Origin of the sequence: Cyclobacterium xiamenense (assembly GCF_042140265.1) — a bacterium.
Lineage (GTDB): Bacteria > Bacteroidota > Bacteroidia > Cytophagales > Cyclobacteriaceae > Cyclobacterium > Cyclobacterium xiamenense_A.
On the sequence record NZ_CP159481.1, the window covers coordinates 14208 to 40225 of the forward strand.

At 49.9% G+C, this 26018-nt stretch carries 19 protein-coding genes, 2 tRNA genes and 1 pseudogene; 14 read left to right on the forward strand and 8 right to left on the reverse strand.

Annotated features, from left to right (window positions below):
- Positions 1 to 33: 33 nt before the first annotated feature.
- Complete coding sequence (locus ABWH99_RS00085) at positions 34 to 231, forward strand: hypothetical protein (protein ID WP_375584280.1); 198 nt, start codon at positions 34 to 36, stop codon at positions 229 to 231.
- Between the two features lie 440 nt (positions 232 to 671).
- Here ABWH99_RS00085 and ABWH99_RS00090 read toward each other — a convergent pair whose 3' ends face one another.
- From ABWH99_RS00090 to ABWH99_RS00100, 3 genes are read right to left on the reverse strand one after another with little or no spacing between them, the layout of a single operon-like run.
- Positions 672 to 1313, reverse strand: coding sequence for a RadC family protein (locus tag ABWH99_RS00090; protein WP_375584281.1), 642 nt, complete (start codon positions 1311 to 1313; stop codon positions 672 to 674).
- A 2-nt stretch (positions 1314 to 1315) separates the two neighbouring features.
- Positions 1316 to 1786: an ArdC family protein gene (locus ABWH99_RS00095; protein WP_375584282.1), complete on the reverse strand. Its 471-nt coding sequence runs from the start codon at positions 1784 to 1786 to the stop codon at positions 1316 to 1318.
- Positions 1787 to 1788: 2 nt separating this feature from the next.
- On the reverse strand, positions 1789 to 2202 hold the full coding sequence (locus ABWH99_RS00100) for a hypothetical protein (RefSeq protein WP_375584283.1): 414 nt from the start codon (positions 2200 to 2202) through the stop codon (positions 1789 to 1791).
- A gap of 577 nt (positions 2203 to 2779) precedes the next feature.
- Here ABWH99_RS00100 and ABWH99_RS00105 point away from each other — a divergent pair.
- From ABWH99_RS00105 to ABWH99_RS00145, 9 genes are all read left to right on the forward strand, one after another.
- On the forward strand, positions 2780 to 2932 hold the full coding sequence (locus ABWH99_RS00105) for a hypothetical protein (RefSeq protein WP_375584284.1): 153 nt from the start codon (positions 2780 to 2782) through the stop codon (positions 2930 to 2932).
- 195 nt (positions 2933 to 3127) lie between these two features.
- Positions 3128 to 3505, forward strand: coding sequence for a hypothetical protein (locus ABWH99_RS00110; RefSeq protein WP_375584285.1), 378 nt, complete (start codon positions 3128 to 3130; stop codon positions 3503 to 3505).
- A 2-nt stretch (positions 3506 to 3507) separates the two neighbouring features.
- A complete protein-coding gene (locus tag ABWH99_RS00115; RefSeq protein WP_375584286.1) occupies positions 3508 to 7587 on the forward strand; it encodes a phage tail tape measure protein in 4080 nt (1359 codons plus the stop codon).
- Positions 7588 to 7589: 2 nt separating this feature from the next.
- On the forward strand, positions 7590 to 9401 hold the full coding sequence (locus tag ABWH99_RS00120; protein WP_375584287.1) for a hypothetical protein: 1812 nt from the start codon (positions 7590 to 7592) through the stop codon (positions 9399 to 9401).
- 57 nt (positions 9402 to 9458) lie between these two features.
- Complete coding sequence (locus tag ABWH99_RS00125) at positions 9459 to 9995, forward strand: phage holin family protein (RefSeq protein WP_375584288.1); 537 nt, start codon at positions 9459 to 9461, stop codon at positions 9993 to 9995.
- A 7-nt stretch (positions 9996 to 10002) separates the two neighbouring features.
- Positions 10003 to 10500, forward strand: coding sequence for a hypothetical protein (locus tag ABWH99_RS00130; protein ID WP_375584289.1), 498 nt, complete (start codon positions 10003 to 10005; stop codon positions 10498 to 10500).
- A complete protein-coding gene (locus ABWH99_RS00135; protein WP_375584290.1) occupies positions 10501 to 12774 on the forward strand; it encodes a hypothetical protein in 2274 nt (757 codons plus the stop codon).
- Positions 12771 to 13601 carry a hypothetical protein gene (locus ABWH99_RS00140; protein WP_375584291.1) on the forward strand — a complete coding sequence of 277 codons (831 nt, stop codon included), beginning with the start codon at positions 12771 to 12773 and terminating at the stop codon, positions 13599 to 13601. The genes ABWH99_RS00135 and ABWH99_RS00140 overlap by 4 nt, the downstream gene beginning before the upstream one ends.
- The gene (locus tag ABWH99_RS00145; protein WP_375584292.1) at positions 13598 to 14056 is read left to right on the forward strand and encodes a hypothetical protein; all 459 of its coding nucleotides are present in this window, start codon (positions 13598 to 13600) and stop codon (positions 14054 to 14056) included. The genes ABWH99_RS00140 and ABWH99_RS00145 overlap by 4 nt, the downstream gene beginning before the upstream one ends.
- Before the next feature lie 9 nt (positions 14057 to 14065).
- On the opposite strand, the gene ABWH99_RS00150 is transcribed toward ABWH99_RS00145, so the two are convergent.
- The 4 genes and pseudogenes from ABWH99_RS00150 to mutS form a co-directional block, all read right to left on the reverse strand.
- Positions 14066 to 15295, reverse strand: coding sequence for a tyrosine-type recombinase/integrase (locus ABWH99_RS00150; protein WP_375584293.1), 1230 nt, complete (start codon positions 15293 to 15295; stop codon positions 14066 to 14068).
- Between the two features lie 70 nt (positions 15296 to 15365).
- Positions 15366 to 15449, reverse strand: a tRNA-Leu gene (locus ABWH99_RS00155).
- A gap of 88 nt (positions 15450 to 15537) precedes the next feature.
- Positions 15538 to 15613: transfer RNA gene (locus ABWH99_RS00160), tRNA-Gly, on the reverse strand.
- Positions 15614 to 15751: 138 nt separating this feature from the next.
- Positions 15752 to 18353, reverse strand: a pseudogene (gene mutS, locus ABWH99_RS00165) (DNA mismatch repair protein MutS).
- A 130-nt stretch (positions 18354 to 18483) separates the two neighbouring features.
- On the opposite strand from mutS, the gene ABWH99_RS00170 reads away from it, so the two are divergent.
- From ABWH99_RS00170 to ABWH99_RS00180, 3 genes are all read left to right on the forward strand, one after another.
- On the forward strand, positions 18484 to 19023 hold the full coding sequence (locus ABWH99_RS00170; RefSeq protein ID WP_375584294.1) for an RNA methyltransferase: 540 nt from the start codon (positions 18484 to 18486) through the stop codon (positions 19021 to 19023).
- A gap of 258 nt (positions 19024 to 19281) precedes the next feature.
- On the forward strand, positions 19282 to 20049 hold the full coding sequence (locus tag ABWH99_RS00175; RefSeq protein WP_375584295.1) for a copper resistance protein NlpE N-terminal domain-containing protein: 768 nt from the start codon (positions 19282 to 19284) through the stop codon (positions 20047 to 20049).
- 80 nt (positions 20050 to 20129) lie between these two features.
- Entirely contained in the window at positions 20130 to 21284 is a 1155-nt protein-coding gene (locus tag ABWH99_RS00180; RefSeq protein ID WP_375584296.1) for a DUF4221 family protein, read from the forward strand.
- 95 nt (positions 21285 to 21379) lie between these two features.
- Here ABWH99_RS00180 and ABWH99_RS00185 read toward each other — a convergent pair whose 3' ends face one another.
- Positions 21380 to 22636 (reverse strand): hypothetical protein, encoded by a 1257-nt coding sequence (locus tag ABWH99_RS00185; protein ID WP_375584297.1) that lies wholly within the window; start codon positions 22634 to 22636, stop codon positions 21380 to 21382.
- A gap of 127 nt (positions 22637 to 22763) precedes the next feature.
- Here ABWH99_RS00185 and ABWH99_RS00190 point away from each other — a divergent pair, with 127 nt between their 5' ends.
- Positions 22764 to 26012, forward strand: a complete 3249-nt coding sequence (locus ABWH99_RS00190; protein WP_375584298.1) for a DUF1553 domain-containing protein — start codon at positions 22764 to 22766, stop codon at positions 26010 to 26012.
- Positions 26013 to 26018 lie beyond the last annotated feature (6 nt).

Here is a 26018-nt window from a genome sequence, read left to right on the forward strand (position 1 = left end):
TTGGATTGTATAAAAATATGGGTAATTTTATACATGGGTACATTTAGAAACATCATTGTGATCCGAAAAGAAGGACAGGAAGAATTCTGGTCCAATTTGAAGCTGTTGTGCAAAAATCATCCGGAATTCTCCTATGAGTACATCAAGTCAAAGAAGTTTCCATTTGAGTACAAGGGCTGGTATTTCCGTAAGGAGGTAGTGAATGGGGTCGCCCGGGAAATGGACGGTTAAGCAAGTCATTCTTTTTACTGGAAGTATTGGAAAAAAACCAAAAAACTTGAAGTGAAATTGTTTCACTGAAATTTAAAAATTCGCCGAAGGCACCATATATTCAAGGGACGTTTCGTCCCTTTTTTCCCCTTCTCCCAGGGCCGAAGGCTCCGCCCCGCGGTGTGTTCTCGTTAACGAGCTTATAATTCTTTTTTGGGAATGCGCGTCAGGCAGGTATCTTTTACCCTGCAACATTCACAGAATGTGGTGGGAGGGCCTGTTGAAGGGTAAAAGCAGACAAACCACCTTATTTTCTCCCGGGCCCATCGTACGATAGTACTGATTATTTTTTGCAGAAAAATGCCGACAGAAGGAGGGGGTACGGGAGAAAATGCCGCTTCCAGCGCGGGAACCCACCTACTATTTAAGTAGTTTCCCAACATTAAAAAGTAATCGCCTGTTTAAATCATCCCCTCATCAGCGAATGAATAGTAGCCGGTATCCGCAATTATCAGGTGATCCAAAACGGGTATTTCCAACGTTTGGCCAGCGGTAAGCAGTTTTTTAGTTAGGGCAATATCCGCCTGTGACGGTCTTAAATTTCCGCTGGGGTGGTTGTGAATCAAAATAACAGCGTTTGCCAGGTGATCCAATGCATGTTTAAAAATTAGTTTAGCGTCTGCAATGGTGGAATAGGTCCCCCCCTGGCTAATCAGTTTATGACAGATTATTTTATTGCTCCGGTCCAAAAGCAGGATATAAAAATACTCTACCACTTCATCCAGTAAAATGGGGCGAAAATAGGTGTATGCATCCGCCGAACTGCTTATTTTTACCTTTTTCTCGGGGTCTGCCATCCATCGCCTCCGGCCTATTTCAAAGGTGGATACAATCGCCGCCGCTTTGCTGTGGCTGATATTCCTAATTTTCATCAGGTCAGCGGTGGAAAGTTTCGCAAGGTTGCCAAGGTTGAAATTTGCCAGCGTTAAAATTTCCTTTGCGGTTTCCTCTGGTAACTGAAATGCGGCGCTGATTAGCATGGTATCGCTCATGCTTGCCTTTCCTTTGTCGTACAGGGTCTGAATTGGTTCTTTTAGTCTCATGATTAAATTACGGTGTCAAGGTTTACGGATTCGATAAATGTTAAATTGGGTTCTTCGACTTTGGAAGGCTCGGCCCGCTCCCGGGTCATTTCCTCAGGGGTAATTACCTGCCGATCCGAAAACAGGTAGCAGATAGGAAAAAATCTGTACTCGTCTTCCTCTGGGGCTTCCTGCCCTTTCTGCTGGGCTTCCTGGGCTCGCTGTTTGCCTACCGGCTGCCCCCAAACCAAAAAAGCTTTGGATCCCTTTTTTATGGTGGCCCCTTGTTTCTTCCATTGTTTGAAAGTGTTAAATTCTTCGGCCCCTTCGGTGTCGTACATGTGGTTTAAAAGCATGTAATTCACGGTACGGGAGGCCCAAAAAAGGGCCTCGTCTGCTGTTTCCGCTGCTTCTGCCATGTCCTCCCGGAGTTCTTTGGCTTCGTTGCTTAGGGCTATCAGTTCCGCCCTTTTGGGGTTCATTTGCTTTTCCATGGTTACGCGTTTATTAAGGTTTGCAATTCGTTTCTTTTCTCGTCGATCTTGCCAATGGCGAAGCCCAGGACCTCACCGATTAGCTTGGGGTTTTGGATTACCAGCGCTTCCTGCTCGCTCCCGTAGCTGGTGGCCTTGTAGGTAATTCGCAAAAAATAACGGTCGGTCAAAAACTCGTCTTCTTCGTGGTCCTTCTGGATCTCTTCGCCCACCTTTACAAGGTTGTCGGCGTACTTATTCAAAAGGGAAAGGCGCTTTATCATTTCCTGCTTCTCCTGGAAAAATTTGATTTTTTCCTCTAGGCTTTGGGGCTGCTGGTTTAGCTGCGTTTCCAGCTTTTTAATTTGGGCTTTCAGCTGCTCCACCTCGTTTTTTTCGGTGGGCTGTGGTGTCGTTTTTTTGGTCTGTTCTTTCATGATGTTTAAAGGTTTTATTTGTTTGTTTTGTTATATAAATATAAGCAATATATTACATATTACAAACCTTTAAAATACTGTAAACCAACTTCTTACATATATTCTATGCGATTAAATATGGAGAACTAAAGCAGGCGAGGCCCAAAAATATTTTACCTCATTTTTCAGGAAAAAAGGCCGATTAAGGGCTTAAAACGGCTAAAAATGCCCTGTTTTTACAGGTAAAAAATATTTTATTGTTTGATTTTCAGGTGTTTAGGGTTTTGATTACTTTTCTTAAAAGTAATTCAGTCAGAATTGACCCCGACTCCGCCCCGCCAGGCGTTTGCAATTGCAAAAAGTCATTTTGTAAATGGATATATGACAAGCCGCCCCCCGCCCCCAAAAAATCCCACCAATTAACCCGTGCTGCCCCGCCAGCACACCATAATTTTTTCTATTTTTGAAATGCTAAAACATCAAACATCATGAAAATAGATTTTAATTACGGTCGGAGTCGGGTAGCCGTGAGGCCCCGGGGTTTACTTAAGCATATGTTTGATGTACCCAGCAGCTCCGGCCACCATATCTTAGTACCATGCCTAAAACATCAAACACTTACTACCTGGTCTATGAAATCAAAAGCATAGACAAAGACCAGCTGAAAAAGTTGGTAGCCGAATTGAGATCCACAACTGGAATGATTCCATTCAAGGTGATGGATTACCAGCAACATCCGATTAAGATTTAGTCTTTCTACTAACCCGGGCAGTTTGTCCGGGTTTTTTTTGGCTTAGGGATGCGAAGGGGTAGTCTGACGAAAGGAAGACCGAAACGAATGTGTAGCCCGCAACAGCCCGGCCCGACCAGCGGAAGGGAAAGCCTCAGCCCTTGTCCTTTATTTACCCTACCCACACCCATAGCTTCGTAAAAAAATGCTACTGCTGTGAGTGATGCGATCATTAAAAAGGAATTTGTCCGTCGGATTTTAAAAGACGAAGCCTCCCGTCTGGAGAGAAATCAGGGCCTGCAAATGAGAAAACTCCTGCACTTCCATACCGGTACCCTGGAAAGAGAGCGGGACTTCAACATTAACCAGGACACAGAACTGGACGGAAAGCTAACCTTTAAACATCGAGCCTATCAGCGATTCCTTGACCTTCGAAAGAAACCCAAATTGAAAGACGGAAGGCGGATCAAACGGAAAAACTACCCCATCCACAATAAATTCGTATTTGGCCATTACTATGTGATTGCCAATAGGCTTATGGTAGACTTTACCAACGAAGTAGCAGCAGGTTTAAAACGTGAAATGGAACGGTAGCCATGGCCAAAAAACTCAGAGACGAAGATTTAATCCTAAACATCGTGGTCAATGGTGACCGGGGCAAAAAGGAAATTGGCGAACTCGAAAGAGCAGTAAAAGACACCAATGCCGAATTGCGCGCCCTGGAGCGTGAAGAAAAGAGACTTCGCCGATCTGGCAAGCAAAACACCGAGCAGTACCGGGCCGTAACCGATGCAATCAAGCAGAAAAACAACGCATTGACTATTGCCGAATCCAGGTTAAAAGTCCTTCGTTCCCAGATCGATGTTAATAAAATGTCCCTGGTCGATCTAAGGCGCGAAATGAACCGGGTCCGGCGATTACGGGATTTGGCTGGTCCACATACCGAGGAATGGCGTAAGCATGACCAACGGCTGAAAGAAGTCACCGCACGTTACCAGGAGCTAGACGGTCGGGCTAGAACTACCGGATCCTCCTTGCAACGTATGGCCGGCCGGTTTAATCACTACATCGGGGTTTTGACCGCTGGATTTGCCACCATGATCGCTGCAGTCTCCGGAATCCGCAAGACCATCAACGATTTTGCAGAATTTGATGATAAGCTGGCGGATGTAATGAAAACGACCAACATGACCAAGGAGGAAGTCAGGGAACTAAATGAGGAATTGAGAAAGATTGACACCCGAACTTCACAAAACGACCTCCTTGGACTATCCCGTGTTGCTGGTAAGTTAGGCATACAGGGAAAAGACGACATCTTGGGCTTTGTACGTGCGTCCGATCAAATAGGAGTAGCATTATCCGAAGACCTGGGCGGAGACGTGGAAGCTGCCATTACCCAAGTCGGCAAGTTGGTGGATATTTTCAAAATCGCCGAGGACGTTCCCCTCGAGGACGCACTACTTAAAGTCGGGTCCGCTATCAACGAGCTGGGGATGGCATCGACGGCCAATGAAGGTTTTATCGTCGAATTCACCCGGCGAATGGCTGGTGTTGGACCGTTGGCCAATGTATCCATAACGGATCTGATGGGCATGGCCGCTACGCTGGACAGTCTTGGGCAGACCTCCGAAGTCAGTACCACGGCGCTTTCCAAGCTTTTCCTGGAGATGGCAAAAAATGCCGATGTTTTTGCCCGGTATGCATCGATGGATGCCGCTGGATTTAGGGAATTGCTCAATACCGATGCAAACGAGGCCTTTCTACGTGTTTTGGATGGCGTTAGAAACAATGCGGATGGGCTTACCAACCTGGCCGATACCCTGGGGGATCTGGGGCAGGATGGTGGCCGTGTTATCGGTGTGCTGGGATCGTTGGCTAACAATACCGAAAAGCTCCGTCAGCAGCAAGAATTATCCAACCAGGCATTTGAACGGGGAACCGGTATTACGGAGGAATTTGGCATCAAAAACGAAACGGCACAAGCCCAGCTGGACAAAGCCCGCAAAGGCCTGCAAATCATGGTTGAAGAGTTAGGTGAAAAGCTAATGCCAGTGATGACGGTAAGCACGAACGGGTTTACCTATTTCGTTCGTATTTTGACCATCCTCTTTGATTTCATCCAGGAACATTGGAAGCTGATCACTACCTTAACGGCTGCTATTGTCGGATATAATCTCGCTCTATTTGCCAGTACCAATTACATGCGGGTTTTCAATAGTCTTTCCAGAATTAACCTGGGGCTGATAGCCTTGCAGCGCAACGGTATGTTATTACTTGCCGCTGCCCAGGCACTTTTTACAGGCAACCTTTCCCGAGCTACGGCCGCGATGCGGGTATTCAATGCTGTTTCGAGATTAAATCCCTGGTTGCTTATCGCCGCGGGAGTGGCTGCGGTCGCGACGGCCATTTATCATTATTCCAAAGGTCTTACCAGTGCAGAGAAAGCACAGCGAAAGCTTCAGGATGTTCAGATCCAGGCAGAGCAAAGCATCACTCGCGAAAAAGTGCAAATGGAGCGGTTACTTGCGGTTGCGCGAGATAAAACCCGATCCGACGAGGATCGAATAAAAGCGATCGAAGCACTGCAGCAATTGTCTCCGGAATACCTGGGCAACCTTTCTCTGGAAACCATCAATACCGAGGAAGCTACCAAGGCAACAGAAAGATACATCGGTAGCTTACTCAAAAAGGCGGCTGTCCAGGCGGCAGAGGATGAACTGGTAGCGTTACAGAAAAAACGCATTGAAGCACTTCGAACTGGTCAAAGTGAAGAGTTGAGTCTGTGGCAAAAGGCTAAGCTAGCAGTGTTACGATTCGGTAACGAGGAAGGCCTGGTGAATGACGTACGCGAGCAATACCGGCGGGAAAACAGGCAAAACATGGAGGCGGACTTTAAAGCTCAGGAAGATCTCTTGACTGGCTTCATTCAGAAAAACATGGATCTCAGTCAGAAAGTCCAACCGGTGTCAATCTTTTCGGGTGAGGGTTCTGATCAACCACCAGTAGGGAGGACGGTTTCGCCCGACAAGGCTAAATCCGATAAGGATTCGAAACTAGCCGCTGAACTCCAAAAACAAGCCGAATACCGTCAGCAGGTCCTCGAATCGCAGTTGTCTCTGATCGAGCAGGAAAGGCTAGCCTATCAGAGGCGTCTGCAGGAAGCCGGTATTTTCGGCAAGCAGCGGGAAGATATGACCCAGGAAGAAATTCGCGTCCTGGAAGCGTTACAAAAGGAGCATCATGCCAACCTCAACCAACTCGATGCGAATTCCCTCAAAAAAGGAATCGAACAGAAGCAGGCCGTTTTCGATAAGGAACTTCAGGAACTCCGGATTGCCCACAATGAGCAATACAAGGAAATCAAAACCCTGGAAGAAGCCCGGGCCTTTCTGCGTGACGACCTGTCGACCGAAGCCCTGGAAGGGCTGCGTAACATGCGCCAGGCACAGCAGGAGATCGATAAAAAATTCCGTAGGGAAGAGGAAGCCCTAGTAAAGGCCCACCTGCAGGACCTTCAAGGTGAACTGCAGGCCGTGCTTGATACTGGGCAATGGGAAGGCCTGGATCTTTCCGATCGCATTCTTTCCGACGAAGAAAGGGAAACCATCAACGCCCGCCTGGCAGAGGTCCGGCAGCAGCTGAGTGAATTGGGATTGGGCACCGGTACGGAGATAGCCGAAGACCGGGGCATGCGCCGGTCCAATGTCGATGTGCTTGGATTTACGCCAGACGATTGGGAAACGTTCTTTGCCAACCTGAAGCAGGGAGCCGTTTCCATGGATGGCCTGCTTATGGCCACCCAGGCATTGGGGCAGGTGTGGTCCCAGTACAATGCCATGCGTACCGCTGGTGAGCAACGCGAGCTGCAGCAGTACGAACTAGCCAATCAGCAGAAGGAAGCTGCGCTCAAACGAAGACTGGATCAGGGACTGATATCCCAGGAGCAATACAATCAACAGGTGGACCGACTCAATGCCGACCTGGACAAAAAGAGGGCGGTATATGAGCGTAACCGAGCGAAGCGTGAGCGCAACGTTGCGCTTATGTCCGCCATCGTTAATACCGCTGCAGGCGTGGCAAAATCTCTGCCGAACCTGGCACTTGCTGCCATTGTCGGGCTGATGGGCGGCCTGCAGATCGCTACCATCAAAAAAGAACCGCTCCCCGAAATCCCTGGCGCACAATCTGGGGGCTTCGCGGATGTTGTGCGTAGTCAGGACAAAAAGATGTTTCGATCCAGAGGCTTTGCCGGTCCGGGCTACGTCAATGATCCACGTATCCTCGTTGCAGAGTCGGGACGGGAATTTATTGCCAGCAACGAAGCCTACGAAAATCCCACCATTCGGCCCGTCCTCGATGCCATCGACACCGCCCAGCGTAACGGCACCATTTCCAGCATCAACCTGGAGAAAGTCATGGCCAGGCGCATGGAAATGTTTACCCTGCCGGGCAGGCAAAGAGGTGGATACACCACTGATCAGGGCAGCACTCCCGCTCCCAGCCCTGTTCAGGACAACGAAACCAAGGAACTAATCCGGCAAAATAACCAACTGATGGCCGATCTGCGGGGAGAGATTCGCAAGGGAATCCGGGCGGATGTCAGCCTCCTGGGCCGTCGTGGGTTCTACGAGGCGGAGAAAGATTACAAGGAAATCGAACAAAACGTAAACCTCTAGCCATGCTCAAAATGCTGCTGAAGGGAGCACCGGTTAATTACCCTCCGGACATTTCCCTGAACCTGATCTACGAGAATCCTTTCTTTTTCAACGATCGGATTCCTTCCAATCATTCCCTGAACTTCTCCCTTCCGGCCACGAATCATAACCTGAAGCTGTTCAATCGGCCGGACCGGATGAATAGCTTCAACTCCTTCAAAGAATACGACGGTTTCGAGATCTATTTTGGTACGGTCCGGATACTTTCCGGTGTCCTGGTCGTGCAGGAGTTTGAGCGGGAAATCAAGTGCTTTTTTCGGGGCTCCGTGGTCACTGATGGCATGCGCTCCCCTCTATTCCAGCTGCCGATGACCTATTACGGATTTGGTACAGACACAAGCTCCAACAACCTGTTTAGCCCGGATTATTGGGCTTCTGCATACCGGGAGTTGATCCAGCCAACATTATTCAACAATTCCGATTTTTGCGCACCGGTGATGCGGGTTGCGGACGTGCCCTGGCCGTACCTGAATGATCCCAACGAAATCCCGAAGAGTGCTGGAAATTTTGCTTCACTGAAGCAGTACATCAATTTTTTCAACGCCCGGGATGAGCAGTACGTATTATTCGGGTCTAGCTCGCCGGTTCATACGGTCGTATTTCCCTTTCCACGGGCCCGATACATTTTCGAAGCGTTTTTTGATGGCAGGTTGGATGTCAATCCCTTTGCCAGTGGGGAGCTGCAAAAGATAGTCCTATCCAGTACCTACCATCCCCGGTACAACGAATCCCTGCTTTCCATCCGGAGGGGAATCCTGCTCGATGGCTACAGCTCCGGAGGCGAAGCCCCGGACAATTTCTTCTACCTGAATTCCTTTCTTCCCAGCCTGCCGGCGAATGAGCTGGTTCGTGAATTATTGAAATTGGTTGCTGCCACCATGTTCCCGTCGGGGAATGGTTTCAGTATTCGCACCAATGCCGATATACTGGCCGATACCAGGCGGGCCAATTGGGACGGAAAACGGATCAACCGGCTTGCGATTAGCCAGCGGGAAGGGCAAAGTTACGCCTACGGGTATGGACAGGCGGCGCCAGCAATCGAGGAATTTGACGGGGTGGAAGTGGACTCGGTGCTGGATCTTTTCAATTACCAGGTTCCCTCGGAAGGGGAAATTGACGTCTACGTGCATGATACCAAAGAACTATGGACCAAACGCCTGCGCGAAAAGGCCGATCCGGCCGATCCTCAGCGTTTTCTTTTTGAGCTGAAGGGAAGCAGCCTCGGTGCTGCCCCCAGTGAGGATCAGGGCGGATTCGATATGAAACCAAATCTGGAGCCAGTTCGGATGGGCATTCATGAGTACTGGCACGAGGATAGCAATAGCAGCGGCATAGAGCTGGGCAGCTGGTACGTTCCGGAGTTTCGCGGAAACCGGTTGACGAGGCCCGAGCGTCCGCAGATCGGTTTGTTTCATGGAGCCCGGGAAAGCTTCAGTACGCTCTCTGATTCTCAGAGCTCGCCAAATCTCTATCCTCTCATGACCCCGCATAACTACGACGCCCACGGCAACCGCCTGGGAGACCTTTCCCTGGAGTGGGAGGGTCCGGACGGGTTGCTTGCCAATTTTCACAGCGACTACCGGGATTACATCGGCGCAAAAAAACGCTTCATACGAGGCCTGTTTTTGCTTAGCGCCCTGGATCTGAAAAACATGGATCTGAGCCGAAAAGTGTACCTGCGGGGGATGAACTTTTTCATAGAGCGCATCAATATCACCGTCCGGCAAAAAAAGATTGAGCCTGCCCAGGTGGATTTGGTACAGGCGGACCTATAGCTGTCCTTTTCCCGGTCGGGAATGTCAGGTAATTTGGGTAAAAATTAGTTGACATACATGGCAGACGCTATCAAATCCCACAGCCTCATGAATGCGCACTTGCTCCACCGATCGACCGAAATTATCACAGATATTTTTGATAAGAGCAAGTGGGCATTGCTACTGACTCCGGTTCTTATGTTTTTTCAGACCTACATTTTTAACGATTTCGATTACCTCAAATGGCTGGTGGTCCTGATTGCGCTAGATACGGCGCTTGGCTTTGGCCTGGCAATCAGTCGCCGGGAGATAGACAAGGATCGCTTTGGCGATATCCTGATCAAGATCACCGTGTACAGCTCCTGCCTGATTGTCGGCCACGTGCTGGAAAACTTCACGGTCTCCGGCGATACCATCCCGGGCGGCGATTACATGAAGCTGCTGATCTACGTGGCCATCATCATCAAAGAAGCCATTTCGGTGCTTGACAATGCCGGAAAGGTATCCAAAAAGCTGGTGCCTCATTTTATCCTTGCCAGGCTAAAGGGATTCGACGAAACCGGCGATTTTAAAAGCTTTAAGGATGGTCAATCAAACCAAGACACGAAATCGTGATTCGCTCATGAGACCATTCCTCTTTCTTTTACTCCTGCTCCTCAGCTGCAATACACAAAAGAATATCCACAGCAAGCGCGCTGATCAGGAGCTGAGTGTTCACTATGAAACCGTTCAAAGCCATGAAAAAGACCTTGAAAAAGCAATTTCCCTTGATGAGTCAGTCCTTACCAGGACAAGATCTGGATCGTACATTGAAGTTATCCCCCGGGGAGCTATCCGAATTTCACCGGATGGCAGCTTTGAGGGCGAAGCATCTCAGATTAGGATCCATCATCGGGACACCACCCAGCGCAGTGAAACCCGGCGGCTAGATCAGAAAGCAAGCGACCGGGGCCGTTCCAAATTAGCTACCACCGAAGACCAGAAGGGAAGCCTCTCGGTTCGTGAACGGGAAAAAGACGTCAGCCGGTCCCCCAACTTCTTTGTTTGGATCGGTGTTGCCCTGGGAATTCTCCTGCTGGTTACCGGTCTGCGTTTGTTTTCGAAACTCAACCTATTCTAAATGGCCATCACCGTTCTACAGGCACCGCCTGCACTTTGCTTTGCCGGCAATCTTCCCGATATCATTGTCACGACCGAGGATGCCGGGCATGATTTCTCCATCACCATAGGGGGAGATTTGCTCCTGGAGGAATACTACACCGCGGATGCCGATGGCAAGATCATCGTTCCGCTGCGGGCGCTCCTCGAAGAGCAGCTTTCTCTGCAGGTGCCGGACGCAAACTTGTTTACACAGGACCAAGGGGCAAAGGATGTTGACTGCCTGCTGGGAACTGAGGAGATTGATTTCCGGATGGTTAAGGGCGGCGTAGACCGAAAGGAATTCACTACATCCGATTTCCTCACCCTCAACTGGCTGACCTGGCAGCCCCAGGTAAAGCAGGTCAAGTACCGGGATCCGGAGTACCTGGGCTACTATGCCCAGGAGCAGGTGACGGTCAAGGTCAAAGCCTATTTTGAGGATGGCTCCGATAGTACTGCGGATGCCTACCTGTTGCCGGCAGGTCACTTGTATACGGTCAATGTCACCTTTGAGCACATCCATAGCTTATTCGCACAGCAACCCATTTATTTCGATGTTTGGATCCAAAATGGAGACGATGGGGAGAATACCTGGCGGCAGCGGTACGTGCTGACCGATCAGGTATTCGAGTTTGACGACCTTTTTGTTTTTGAAAATACCCTGGGAGGAATCGACACCATTCGATTCACCGGTCAAAAGACACTGCTCAATAAGCAGCAGTTTGATACCGGAATCTTTTTTGACGAATTCGAACTCGAGTACGACATCAACCCGGATAAGGCATATGAAAAGAATACCGGGTTTTTTCGCTCCCGCCGGCAGTTGTTCTGGTCGCAGGATTTCTTCAGCAGCTTGCAAAAGTACCTGGTACTCGGAGCGGAGCTCCGGCGGATCCTGACCAGGGAGCCACAGTTTGAGGCGGCCCGGTACGACCTGATTGCCTTCGATTTTCAGTTTGTCTTTACCCGGCAGGTGGAGTACCTGGACTGGATCTCCGACGAACCGCTGGATATCTTGGTGATCATTGGCCCGGACCAGGAGCCGTACTACCTGGCTCCTCGGCTGTGGACCTTTCCGGAGTTGGAAGATCCCACCGATGCCATTTTCCCGGTGCAGGTAGCGGGAGAACAGGCCTGGAAAGGGCTGACTTTCCATACGATCTTGGACTACCTGCGAAATGAATTGGAGATCCCCTCCGGAGACCGGATCATTGATCCGGGTTTTTTTGAGGTCAATAACAGCACCAATGGCTATGTGTATGGTGCTTCCTGGGTCAAAGGTGGGGTAACCTATGAATATACCGGCCCGGTCGCGCTGGTGGGCACGCCATCCGCTCCGGAGGATAGATTTGATATCATCTATACCCAATCCTCCAATACCGTTGGGTATTTGGCTGGGATTGCGACCACTGATCCGGTGATCCCGAATGCACCAGCCGGCGAAATGCTCCTGCACCAGGTGTTGCGACTAAATACCGGGGAGAACATCATCACCCCACAAAATCCGGACGACCCCCAAACCAAAAACGAGGCCGGTAAATACGAGCAATACGCAGAAATCTGGCGGCAGACCCTGCAGCCAAATACCTACTACGATTTCAAAATTGCATACATCGGTTGGGCCTCCGACTACAGTTCCAACCGGCAGCGTCCGCTAAATGGATTTCTGATGGTGGATTTTGTAACGGGTGGGGCAAACAGCCAGGTGGATCCAGACCGTGTCAATGTTCAGACGCTGGATATAAGTCCGATATCAGGTGATTTCGTATTGGTCCAGGTCAACACAACCACGGCTGCCATCTATGTCAAGAAAACCGCGTTTTATCAGACGCTTACCTTTAGCTATTCCGGACCTAAGACCAATACGGTAAACCAGGATAGTCTGAAGGCGGGGCAAGCCTACGGACTTTTACCTGCGGGCGACAATTGGCCAAGCTGGAACGGTCGCAGCTATATTCCCACGACAGGTAATACACTCAGATTCGATAAGCCAAGAGCCTTCGGACTGGATGGAACACCGGTGACGGGAAATCTCACCATTGCTACGGCTTATGCAGACGATAGCGTCATGGTCAAGCTGCTTCATAACGACAGTGCAGAGCCAGCCATTTCGGTCCCTGGGGGAGTCACGAAAAGACTCCTATCGGGAGAGTACAAACCATCTGAGGATAATCTGTACCTGTTTGTTATCGATAAGAACCCATCCGGGGATGTGGTAGCGGTCAACTACACGATTACTCAGAACACGCTATGAGGACCGTAAATCAGTTTTTTCCCAGCACCATCCAGAATCCCCGCTTTTTCTTTGAAAATGCATCGGTGGTATTATCTCCCTTTCTGATCCGCCCGGAGTATACCGGTGCTTGTTGGAAGGTCCGCAGGGTTTCAGATGCGGCCCTGCTTGATATCGGTTTTGACGGAGGCGGAATGGTAAGCGAGGCAGAGTTGGTGGCATTTTTGGGCACCGGCCAGGGCAGGCTGCATACGTTTTACAACCAGGCCGGCACGAACCATGCGGTAGCTCCTGCAGCTGTACAGGAACCGTTGATTTGGAACGACGGCTTTGTGACCGGATTGGAGGGCTTGCCAGCGGTAGACTTTGAAGGGACTGCCAACCGCCGAATGATCTTCGAGAGCATGGTGGAGACAATTACGGCAAATGGCAGCTTGTGTATGGCGGTTATCGATCGGATCGATACCGCTTCGTTGCAACAGATTTTTAGCAATCGATCAGAGAATACCCAGTTCCGGTCTTCCTCTGCCCACCAACTTGATTTGGCGGGTATTGCTTCGCCAGGTGCTTCCTTTAATTCGATTTCAGCAAAAAAGATTATTGGATTTGAGATCGATACCATCAATGAGCAAGCCGTAATATTCGATGAATACATGGAAGGACCCGTTAGTTACTTTTCGGTACTAACTACGCCCAGCTGGCGGTTTAATCAGCTCGGCGCAAGAGCGGTGACCGGGGAAGTGTACCGGGGTAAAATCCATGAGTTATTTTTCTTCCCAGACCGGCTTCTGGCAACCAGGGGCAACATCATCAAAAATCGTAAATCACTATACCATCCGGGACTATGAACCAATTGGCACATCCTTTCAAAATCCAGCACCGGCATTCGGACTACCTGATTAAGCTGGTGCATCACAAATTAGAGATCGACGCAGACTTGGAAATGCGTGCCCACATCCGCATCGAGTTCTGGACCAAAGACGCCGAAGGGGACTTTGATCAACCCTTACTGGAGGTGATCGCCAATGATCCCAACTTATCGGACAATCAGAAAAGGAACGATATGGAACTATTCCGAACCCGCTTGTGGTCCAGCAGCACCCGTGGATCCAGGGTTTTGCCAGAAACCGGCGAATTGGTCCAGCCGGACGAAAACGGAGACTACCCGGAGGGAGCCATCACGCAGCTGCAGTACTGGCAAAGCCTACCGGCCGCCGCCTTCCCAGGCGAAACCCTGGCCGAAAAAGTGTACAGCGCTCTCCTGGTAAACATGCAGGAAATCTACGATTTGCAAAATATCTGATCTGGTTGTTTACCCTACCAGGTACTTCATTTCTTCTCGCAGTCTCTCGTCGTCGACGTGGGTGTATTCCAGCGTTGTAGCTATTTTTTCATGCCCCATGAGCTTTTGCAATACTTCAACGTGGCCACCTTTTCGAAGAAATTGAGTAGCAAACGTATGCCTGGCCACATGCGTAGTTAAGTTCTTTCGGATTCCAGCACCAGCGGCAATTTCTTTGAGAGTACGATTGGTAACCTGATCGCTCACAGTCTCAAATAAATGCCCTTTTTCGGTTAGGATATAGGTGAAATGTTCATCCCCAAGTGGGATTTTAATCGTTTTTTCCGTCTTCCGAGTTTTATAGGGAACGATAATTAGCAAATCATCATGAATATCTGACCACTTTGCCCGTTTAATATCAGAAAATCGTAGACCAGAGATACATGAAAATAGAAAATGGCAAAGCACCCGTTTATGGTGTTCTGGGATGTGATCTTCGTTAAAGTAAATTTTGAGTTTCTCAATCTCCTCCGGCTTCAAATAAACCTTTCGCCCAGGATACTTGGGCATTGAAAATTGGCCTATTGAATCAATATTCACAGAAATCCCAGCTGCATAGGCTCTTCTTACATATGTCGTTATCGTTTTCAGAATTCTCCAGGTGGATGAGAGCTTGAGTCCTTCGTGTTTAATCAACCAGGCTTTAAAGGTTTCCAAAAATTCCTTGTTAATTTCAGAAAACGGTATCTCGGATTTGAACGATTTTATTTTCCTTAGTCCCGAAAGCTCGTTTTTATACGTTTGCTTTTCAATCATAAACGCATTGAACCGATCCTCAATATCATTTTCTGCCCAGACAATGAAATCCTTCCTTGCGCCATACCGCTTCAGGTCTTTATGAAACTGCTCAATAGTGAGCTCCATGTCTGAGTGCCGGTAAAACATTAAAATATCATTGATTTTAGCAATTTCCTTATTCACGAGGAGATTGTAATCATTTGCCAGCTGGTCCCTCTTTGTCCGGGATAAGAATACCCCTGCTTTATTATCGAAAAATTTTATTGGCCAGGAAATTTTTAACGGAACGGTGGTCTTTCTTCTGTTAATAATCACGAGCAGAAACACCGAAGCCAATCCATCTTCCGTAGGCCGATCATGGCGAATTCTACATGAGACAGAGGCTCTCATGACACCAATTGACGTGTGACGGATTTGCGGAACGGTACTCGCAAAAGTAGCCTTAATAACCTGTATAGGCATAGCGTTTGGAATTTTTGTGAAACAAAAATCCCCGTTTGCGCGACGTATTGGCCGATTTTGCCAAAAATTGTACCAGGAGCGGGAATCGAACCCGCACGGCCTAATGGCCACAAGATTTTAAGTCTTGCGTGTCTACCTATTCCACCATCCCGGCATTTTATCAAATCAAAGGTAGGTAAAATCCGGGATTTTACCGGTACCAGAACCCGCAAAAGAAGAAAGCCCTTGATCAGGGCTTTTCTTGGAGCGAAAGACGAGATTCGAACTCGCGACCCCGACCTTGGCAAGGTCGTGCTCTACCAACTGAGCTACTTTCGCTGATTACTGTACCTTCAGAAAAGCAACCGCTTTCCATGAATGTGGACACAAATTTACGCCATAATTTTGAATCTCCAACAGTCCCAGGCAATTTTTTGCAGGCCCGTTCCTACTCCGCTGAAAGTAAAGCAGGTACATTCATTCCAGCATTTTCTTCACTTCATTCAATTTCAACAAGGCCTCCACCGGAGAAATGGTGTTGATGTCCAGGGCATCCAGGAGCTCCCTTGCCTCCTTGAATTTGGGGTCCATCTCGAACAGGCTTAACTGGTAATTATTTTTGGGCATGTCCCGGATATTGTCCCGGTGTTGCTGCATTTTCTTATCCTTTTCCAGGTATTTCATGATCTCAGCCGCCCGCAATACCACCGGATTGGGCATGCCGGCCATCTGCGCCACATGGATACCAAAACTGTGCTCGCTGCCCCCTTTTTCCAGCTTTCTCATAAAGATGACCTTGTTTCCTACCTCCTTCACGGAAACGTTGAAATTCTTAACTTTGGGAAAATCAGTGGCGAGTTGGTTCAGCTCGTGATAATGCGTCGCAAAAAGTGTCTTGGCCCGGCATTTGGGATGGTTGTGCAAGTATTCTACGATGGACCAGGCGATAGAGATACCATCATAGGTGGAAGTCCCCCGTCCGATCTCATCCATGAGTACCAGGCTACGGTCCGACAGGTTATTTAGTATACTGGCCGTCTCGGTCATTTCCACCATAAAGGTCGAACTCGCCCTTGGACAGGTTATCCGAAGCACCCACCCGCGTAAATACCTTGTCTACAATCCCGATCCGGGCAAAAGAGGCTGGCACGAAACTACCCATTTGCGCCATCAATACGATCAAGGCAGTCTGCCGCAGCAAAGCCGATTTTCCCGCCATGTTTGGTCCGGTAATGATGATCACCTGCTGGGTAGAATGGTCCAGAAAGGTATCGTTGGGCACGTAATCCTCCCCAATCCCCAGCTGCTTTTCGATCACCGGGTGCCTGCCGTCCCGAATTTCGATGGAATCCGAATCGGTAATTTTTGGGGCACAGTAGGCATTCTCGCTGGCCACTTCCGCAAAACTCAACAGGCAATCCAGGGAGGCGAGCACCCGTGCATTCTGTTGTATCTGAACCACGTAGTCGCCTGCATCCTGCACCAGCAGCTGAAAATACTTTTGCTCCAGAATCAATAGTCGCTCCTCCGCATGCAGGATCTTTTCTTCGTAGGTTTTGAGCTCTTCGGTGATGTATCGCTCCGCATTGACCAGCGTTTGCTTGCGAATCCACTCCGGCGGTACTTTGTCCTTGTGTGTATTGCTTACCTCCAGGTAATAGCCAAATACCTTGTTGAAAGCCACTTTCAGGGAAGAAATGCCCGTCCGCTTGACTTCCCGCTGCTGAATTTGCACGAGATAATCCTTACCGGACGTAGCCAGCTTGCGGTATTCATCCAGATCCGGGTCGACACCGTTCTTGATGATTCCGCCCTGATGAGTCAGCATGGGAGCATCCTCCATCAGTTCCCGCTCGATTTTCTCGAGCAAGTAGCTGCAGGTGGTGAGTCGGTCCGATAGTTTTTTCAAGGCGCCGTTTTCCTGGTTGGAAAGAAGGGTTTTGATGGGCAGGGTACTTTTCAATGCCTTGCGCAGGTGATTCATTTCCCGGGGATTGATGCGACCCACCGCCACTTTTGAAATCAGGCGCTCCAGGTCCCCGATCTGCTTTAGGTGGGAAAACAACTCCGCTCGTAGTTCCGGTTTCTGGAAAAAAAACCGCACCACCTGCTGCCTTTCTTCAATGGGTTGCTTTTCCTTGAGCGGCAAGACCATCCACTGTTTCAACATTCGGCTACCCATGGGGGTCTGGGTTTTGTCCAAGATCTGTATGAGCGGCACCCCTCCTTCCTGTTGGGGATAAATGAGCTCCAGGTTGCGTATGGTGAATTTGTCCAACCAAACGTATTTTTCTTCCGCTATACGCGATATGGAGGCAATGTGCTTCACTTCTTTGTGTTCGGTCTCCTCCAGGTAATAGAGAACGGCCCCCGCTGCAATGGTCCCCAACACCTGGTTTTCGATACCAAATCCCTTGAGGTTGTTGGTTCCAAAGTGCCGGACGAGTTTCTCGTAGGTATAATCCTGCTGGTACACCCAATCCTCACAATGAAAGGTGGTGAAGTCGTTTTTCAACAGCGTGCCCGCCTGGGTTCGCGCTGCCTTGGAATGGATGACCTCCGAGGGATTAAAGCTTTGCAAGAGCTTTTCGATATAGGATTGGTTGCCCTCGGCACACATGAATTCGCCCGTAGAAAGGTCCAGAAAGGCAATCCCCAGCCGTTCTCCGCCAAAATGGATACTGGCCAAAAAATTATTCCGGCGCTTATCCAGCACGTTATCGTTATAAGCCAATCCAGGCGTCACCAACTCCGTCACCCCACGCTTGACAATGCCCTTTACCTCCCGGGGATCTTCGAGTTGATCGCAAATGGCCACCCGATTGCCGGCCCGCACCAATTTGGGCAGATAGGCATCCAGGGAATGGTGCGGAAATCCCGCCAATTCAATGTGCGACGCGGCGCCATTTGCCCGTTTGGTTAGCACTATATCCAGAATCTTGCTTGCCTTGATCGCATCTTCGCCAAAGGTTTCGTAAAAATCCCCTACCCGAAATAGCAAAATCGCTCCGGGATGCTTTGCCTTGATGGCATTGTATTGTTTCATCAAAGGGGTTTCCTTCACTGCTGCTTTCGCCATGCGGGGTAACGTTTTGAAATAAACCCTGAATTTACTTCATCCTTCCCACAAACAAAAATACCGATTCGAAATAAGGACTTTCTACTGATTGTGATATGCGCTACCTTTGCAGACCAAATCTCACCGGAATATGAAAAAAAGAAGCATGGATGAGTTGGAACGCTTATCCGTAGAGGCATTCAAGGAAGCCGATAAAAACCCCGTGGTACTCGTGCTGGACAATGTCCGCAGCCTGAACAACGTCGGTTCGGCCTTTCGCACGGCCGATGCCTTCCTGGTAGAAAAAATTTATCTTTGTGGCATCACCGGCACGCCCCCCCACCGGGATATACACAAAACGGCTCTCGGAGCCACCGAATCGGTGTCCTGGGATTACTGGGAAGATACGCTGGAACTGATCCGAAAACTCCGGAAATCCGGCTACCGGATCTGCGTACTTGAACAGGCCGCTCACAGCACCCCCTTGCACCGCTTCCAACCCAAGCCCGATCAGGCCCATGCCTTGGTTTTTGGGAACGAGGTGTTTGGCGTGGAACAGGAGGTAGTGGACCAGGCGGACGAGGTACTGGAAATTCCCCAGTTGGGCACGAAACATTCCTTAAATATCTCGGTATCCATCGGGATCGCCTTGTGGGACTTACTTAACAAAACCCGGGGACTGGAGCGGTAATCCAACCAAAGGCCAGATCCAAGCGACACTTTTTTTCAGCGAATTGCCCCAAATTAGCAACGAATTCGTTACTTTAGTTGTCAGGTAACGGGGATGTAGGCAGGCCCTCTCGTCCGCTCAGCCCCTCGTGCAGGTATGCCAGCATCGACACAGGAGAGATGCAGGGATGACACCGGTTGCTTTGGGCCCGGGCAGACCCTGTGAGAATCCCTGCCGGCCTGGCAACCAGGTAACTTCCAAACAGACACCGATAAACCAATGAAATTCTTCTTCTTTTTCCTTTTCGTGATCGGCCTGGGCTGGGTAGCCGGGTGTAAACCCCAGCAGGCTCCGGTCACCGGTGATACCAGCGCCAACTCCCTGGATTGGGAAGGCAGCTACGAAGGGACGCTTCCCTGCGCGGATTGCGAAGGGATTGCCACCTCCATCAGCCTTTCCCGGGATGGGAAATTTGTGAAAGTGTATCGCTACCTGGGGAAAAGTGACCGGGAATTCCGGCAGGAAGGTAGCTTTTCCTGGAACCAGGCAGGAAATACCATCTCACTCAGCGGGATCGAAGACGCGCCCAATCAATACCTGGTCGGAGAAAATCAACTTTTTCACCTGGACCGGGATGGTAACCGAATTCGGGGAGACCTGGAAGCCAATTACGTGTTGAAAAAGGTTGTCGCCAAAACCGACCATCCCCTATTGAATGCCAGGTGGGTACTCAGGACCATGAATAAGTTTCCAGACGAAGACTGGAATCCAGGCGAGATCTTTGTTTTCCTGGAAGAAGAGAGCAGCCGCCTGCATGGCTTTGGCGGCTGCAATAACTTTTTCGGCGTTTACGACTTAAAAACAGGAAACCAATTGGAACTTGGGAAGGTCGGTAGGACCCAAAAATATTGCCAGGAAGTCATGCAAGCGGAGAATTTGTTTTTCACCTACCTGGAGCAGGTACGGCACTACCATCTGGAAAACGATGTGCTGGAATTTCGGGACGAAGACAACAACTTGCTGCTTACCTTCAGCCAGGAACGTTGAAAATTTCTCTTAATTTCTCTTAATTTCTTAGGAAATATTTCTTTTTTCTGCTAATTTTTTAGTCTGAAACTATCCTTCCTATGAAAAACTCAATAATGGTCGCCTTACTTGTGACACTGGCCGCCTGCCAACCGACCGACAATAAATCTGGGGCTGGCGAGGAGTTTGATCTCCTACTGGACACGGTCATGATCCATCCGGGAGAAGAGATCCTCTTTTTAAATTGGCAATTAGGTCCGGCTAAATTGAGTCCGGACAAAAAATACCTCTATAACTTCAATTACCAGGAATACAGCATCGAAAAGATTGATCTGGACGCGTTAAAATTCGTCCGCAAAATTACCTTGGATAAAGAGGGGCCAAACGGACTGGGAGCCAACTTCCACAACCTGGTGATGATTGGCGAGGATCGGTTTTTATTTCGCAGCTACGGACAGGACAATATCGTGAACGATCAGGGTAAAAAACTGGAGCAGTTTGATCTGGGTAAATTGGCAGAGAGTTTGGGAGAATTGGAAGAAGGCGATTACATTCAAGTCCCGTTGAGCATCGGTGATGAAGGGCAGCACTTTGCTGGCATGGTGACCAATTGGGAAAAGAAAACGGCAAAACTGATACTCATTGATCGGGAAGAAAACCGGGTGACCAGCTTTGCTGCACCTGAAATTGAAAAAGCAGCCAAATTTGAAATCATGCTCAATGACGGGGAAATGATGATGGGCCTGGGCACCCGTCGGTATGGGACGGTAGAGAATGGAAAGCTTATTTTTGGCACCGGTGTGAGCCATGACCTGTACGTATGGGAACCGGATGCCAGCGAGTTCCGATTGGTCCGCTATACCAGCGAATTTCTACCACCGGGAAAAAGCGGGGAATACCCCGCTGAAGTCAGTAGCCAGGCCGAAATGAGAAATGCGCACCAAAAAATCCAGTCAGATATCAATTACATGGGACCGGTATGGGACGAGCAGAAGCGAGTGTTTTACCGGATTTCTTTTCGCATGACATACGACGACACAGCACCCATTCCGGAAGGCCGCCTGATGCGGGAGCCAAGTGGCTCAGCTGTCTACCTCACCGTCTTGGATGAGGATTTTAATCCGATTCGTGAAGGGCAATTACCCGCAATAATGCCTGGCTATCCTCCTTTTCACTTTGCCAAAGACGGTAAGCTTTGGTTCTTCGAAAATATTGAAGATGAAATGGGTTTTGTCCGGATGGATATTTCCTGGTAAAAGAGACGAATCAGCGGTTACAACCGCTGAATTTTCGAAAGGAGGATCGACGGGAAGGAGCCTATCTGAATCGATCTGTAAGGTTCTCAAAGGCCTCAGGGATTTAGCATTTCATTATCCGGATCCGCCCAAAACGAAGCCTGCTCCTCCAGTGGAAATACACGAATCAGTTTGGTGCTCAGCTCGGTGCGGTCAATGCCGGAAACTTCAAAAAGCACTTCGAAATACGCAGGCACCTCGCCCAGTCTGGCGGCGATTTCCTTTTCGATAGATAGCCGCAGCGAGGAATCCGTGAAGTTTTTAAGACTCTGCGTGGCGCCGGTATCCCAAAGACCACAGAAAAGGTAGACGGTATTTTGGTTGGGGCCCGGAAATTTGGCCATGAAGCCATAATCGGTATGATACCCATCCGGATCACCGGTAGGAGAAAAAACCTGCCTTTCGCCAGCCTCCCGCCCTTTCAGGATCAATGCCTCCCCCAGCTCATCGTAGGCGAAATTTGAATAGGTAAAATAATCTTTGAACAAGCCCAAGGTTTTGATCATCCCCACCACCACAAAATTCTGATCCTGCAATTCCTTCGGATTGAATCGGGAAATGGTCCGGATGGAAAAAAAATGCCCGGCTGCATCAAACATGCGGGTAAGATCCTTGATCCACTGCAGGCTGCCCCGAACGAGTAAGCCATAGGATAGTTCACCAGTGGTCACTCCTTCGCGCGAATCATGCATTCGGAAAGCTTCAAAATCCGCCCTGCTGTTTATATCGGGATCCCGGATCGTCCGACTCAAACCGGTAACACTATCCTCCTCCAGGTAGATAAACAAATCTCCCAGAAATACGGCGGTAGGAAATCCGTTCGAAAATACGTCCGACCAGGCACTTTCTCGGAGCGAGCGATCCCTACCCTGGCCTATCTGAAACCAAGCCAGTAGGAACAGGGAAACGATTAACCCAGCCACAAGACCGGTTCGAAGGCTTCTTTTCTGAAGCAATCGAAAAACACCGGAGGCCTGGTTCGTTTTTTCAAACACAATACCGTAGCTCCCCTTGGGTATGCGCAAGCGGTACGGGTCCGCGCTTCCCTCTGTTGCGTAGTACTTCCGTAGCTTTTCCCGCAACTTGTACACGTATACCCGTATCAGCGTACTTTCTGAGGGGTCGAAATCGGGTTTTCCAAACACTTCTGCGGCAATGATCGTCTCTTTGGGCACATCCTCATCCAGTGAACAATGCACCAGAAACCGCAACAGATTGGCATAGGTGGTCGACCTCCCAAACCCCTTGCTATTGATAATTTTTTCTGTAAGTTCCAGAAAAACAGACCGGTCCATCCCGTAACTTTCTTTCATTTCTTAAAGATAATCAATATCTTTAACAGTTAACAAAACGGTTTTTTGCCTTGTATTCCCCGGATTTTTCCAGGTATATTTGGAAAACGTCCCAAAGTAATTGAACAGATACAAATTCCTGATAGCCATGAAACGTCTCCGCTTCCAATTTATAGTGCCACTCGTGACCTTATCGCTGGGATGGGTCGGATGTGGATGGGAAACGCCGGAGAAGATTCAGACGGCGTACAAAGAGCTCCCTGAGGCCATCGATTTCAATTACCACGTGAAGCCCATCCTCTCCGACAAGTGCTTTGCCTGCCACGGTCCGGATGCGGCGAATCAGGAAGCGGATCTTCGGCTGGATCGGGAGGAATATGCCTTCGCTGCCCTGAAAAGCAATACCGGAAATCATGCCATTGTTCCCGGTAAACCCGGCAAAAGTGAACTGATAAACCGCATTCTGTCCGAAGACAAGGAATTACTCATGCCTCCCCCGGAATCCAATCTCAGCCTCAGCACGGAGGAGATCGCCATTCTTACCAAATGGATTGAACAGGGAGCCGAATACAAACCCCACTGGTCCTTTATTCCTCCGCAGGAAACAAAGCTACCCAGTCCGGAAACAAAAGGTTGGGTTCGGAATGAAATCGACGCGTTTGTTGCCGAAAAGCTTCAGAGCGCTGGGCTGCAAGCTGCTCCGGAAGCAAGCAAGGAGATGCTGATCCGCCGTCTGAGCTTTGACCTGACCGGTCTTCCTCCCAGCCTGGAAGAAATTCGGGAATTTGTTTCGGATACTTCCGAAGATGCCTACGAAAAACTGGTGGACCGGCTACTCGCCTCCCCTGCATACGGAGAACGCATGGCAGCCGACTGGATGGATGTGGCCCGCTACGCCGATTCTGACGGCTATCTGGACGACAAACACCGGGATTTCAGTCCTTACCGGGATTGGGTGATCGAAGCCTTTAACCAAAACATGCCCTACGATCAGTTTATCACCTGGCAAATTGCCGGAGACCTGATCGACAATCCCAGTCAGGAAAGCGTACTCGCTACGGCCTTTAACCGGCTGCATAAACGGAACTCGGAAGCAGGTATTGTTTTTGAAGAGTACCGGGCCGAGTACGTGGCTGACCGCACCAATACGGTGGGAAAAGCCATCCTCGGACTAAGCATGGAGTGCGCCCGCTGCCACGACCACAAGTACGACCCCATCAGCCAGAAAGATTACTACGAGTTTTCTGCCTACTTCAATAGCACCAACGAATTGGGAACCGCCGTGTACGGCCCGGGACAGGTACCCGGTCCTTCCCTTTTACTGACCAATGAGGAGCAGGATAAACTTTTAGACTACCTGGACGACCAAATTCGTACAAAGGAATCCGAGTTGCAGGAATTGGCTGAAACGGATACGGATACCGCGCTGCCCAATCCCGAATCCCTGCATGCCGGTCTCAAGCAGCTGCAAACCCAGGGGTTGGTTGCCTCCTACGATTTTGATAAATTAACGCCGCAACCGGATGGGAAGTCCTTTAAAAATCCCGGCTGGTCCGGAAACTCCGGTCCAGCGCTCATACGGGAGCCCGACATTGCTGAGGGAGTACACGGAAAGGGCGTTTTTATCAATGATTTTACCACGCTTTCCCTTCCCGAAAAAGTAGGCTGGTTCGACCAAACGGATCCCTTTTCTGTATCCCTCTCCGTTTTCCCCGATACCCTGTACAAAGAGGCCGTATTGTTTACCCACTGCGAGGATATCCGGCTTGGATTAAAAGGTTACTCGTTATTTCTGGAAGACAACAAGCTCAATTTTATCATGGCTTACAGCTGGCCTACGAATGCCCTACAGGTAAAAACGCGGGATCCTCTCCCGGTAGGAGACTGGTCCAATATCAGCATCACCTACGATGGCAGGGGAAAGGCTGCCGGCATCGGCATATACCTGAATGGGGAAAAAGTCCCGGTAGAGGTGGAAGCGGATCACATTTACAAGTCCATTCTGTTCGAGCCGGATATCCACACCTATGGATTCAGGGGATTTGTTCTGGGCGTGCGGGACAAGATGAAAACCTTCCTCAATGGCGGCCTGGATGAGTTGAAGATTTACAACCGGGAACTGACTGCCCTGGAGGTCCAATTTGCCAACGATCCGGAGAAAGCAAAAAGCCTGATCGAAAGCCCGCAGAATGCCGGAGAGCGGAAGCTCGTCCGCGAGCACGTATTTAAATCGGTCAACGAGCAGGCTAAAAGACTGGAGAAATCGGTGCGGGAGTTCCGGAAACAACGGGCGCAACACACGAACGACATCCCGGAAATCATGGTGATGGGCGATCTGCCCGAACCCAGACCTACCTTTATCCTGGACCGGGGCCTCTACAGCGCTCCCACCGAACAGGTCTACCCCAACGTGCCCGAGGCTGTCCTACCCCGCGAAAGCACCCGGTTTCCGCAAAACCGGCTGGGCCTGGCGCAGTGGCTGGTCGATCCAGAGAACCCGCTGACCGCCCGGGTATTTGTGAACCGCCTCTGGCAGATGCATTTCGGAAATGGCCTGGTAAAAACCTCGGATGATTTTGGCAGTCAGGGTAGCCTGCCCAGTCATCCCGAGTTGCTGGACTGGCTGGCAGTAACCTTCCGCGAATCCGGCTGGGACATCAAAAAAATGCACAAACAGATCGTCCTGTCCGCTACCTACCGGCAATCGTCCAAGACCCGTCCGGAGCTGCAGGAGATAGATCCCGAAAACGTGTTACTGGCCCGCGGCCCCAGTTTTCGCATGACTGCGGAAATGGTCCGGGACAATGCCCTGGCGATAAGTGGGCTTCTCGTTCCAAAAATCGGAGGTGAAAGTGCCTATCCCTACCAACCCGAAGGCCTTTGGGATGAAATCAGCACCAAATCCTGGCGTTACCGCTACCTGCAGGAGCCGGGAGATGGCCTCTACAGAAGAAGTCTCTACACCATCTGGAAACGTACCTCCGGTCCTCCTTCCATGATGATATTTGACGTAGGCGACCGGGCAGAGTGCACGGTAAAGCGAACCCAGACCAGCACCCCCCTTCAGGCATTGGTGCTGCTGAACGATCCTCAGTTCGTGGAAGCAGCGCGGGTAACGGCGGAAAAACTGATTGAAAAATACGAGCCGGAACAGCGCCTGGAAAACGCCTTCCAATTGAGTACCGGTAGGCTACCGGACCCCAAAGAAAAACAGATTTTACAGCAATTTTATACCGAGGAGACCGAGAGGTTTTCCCAGAATAAAAAGGAAGCGCTGGCCTATTTGAGCACCGGGAGCAATCCCCCTGACACCGACCTGGATCCCGTTCAGGTCGCTGCACTGGCTACTGTGATCAATGGCATCATGAACACCAGTGACGGATACACCATCAGATAAACAGAA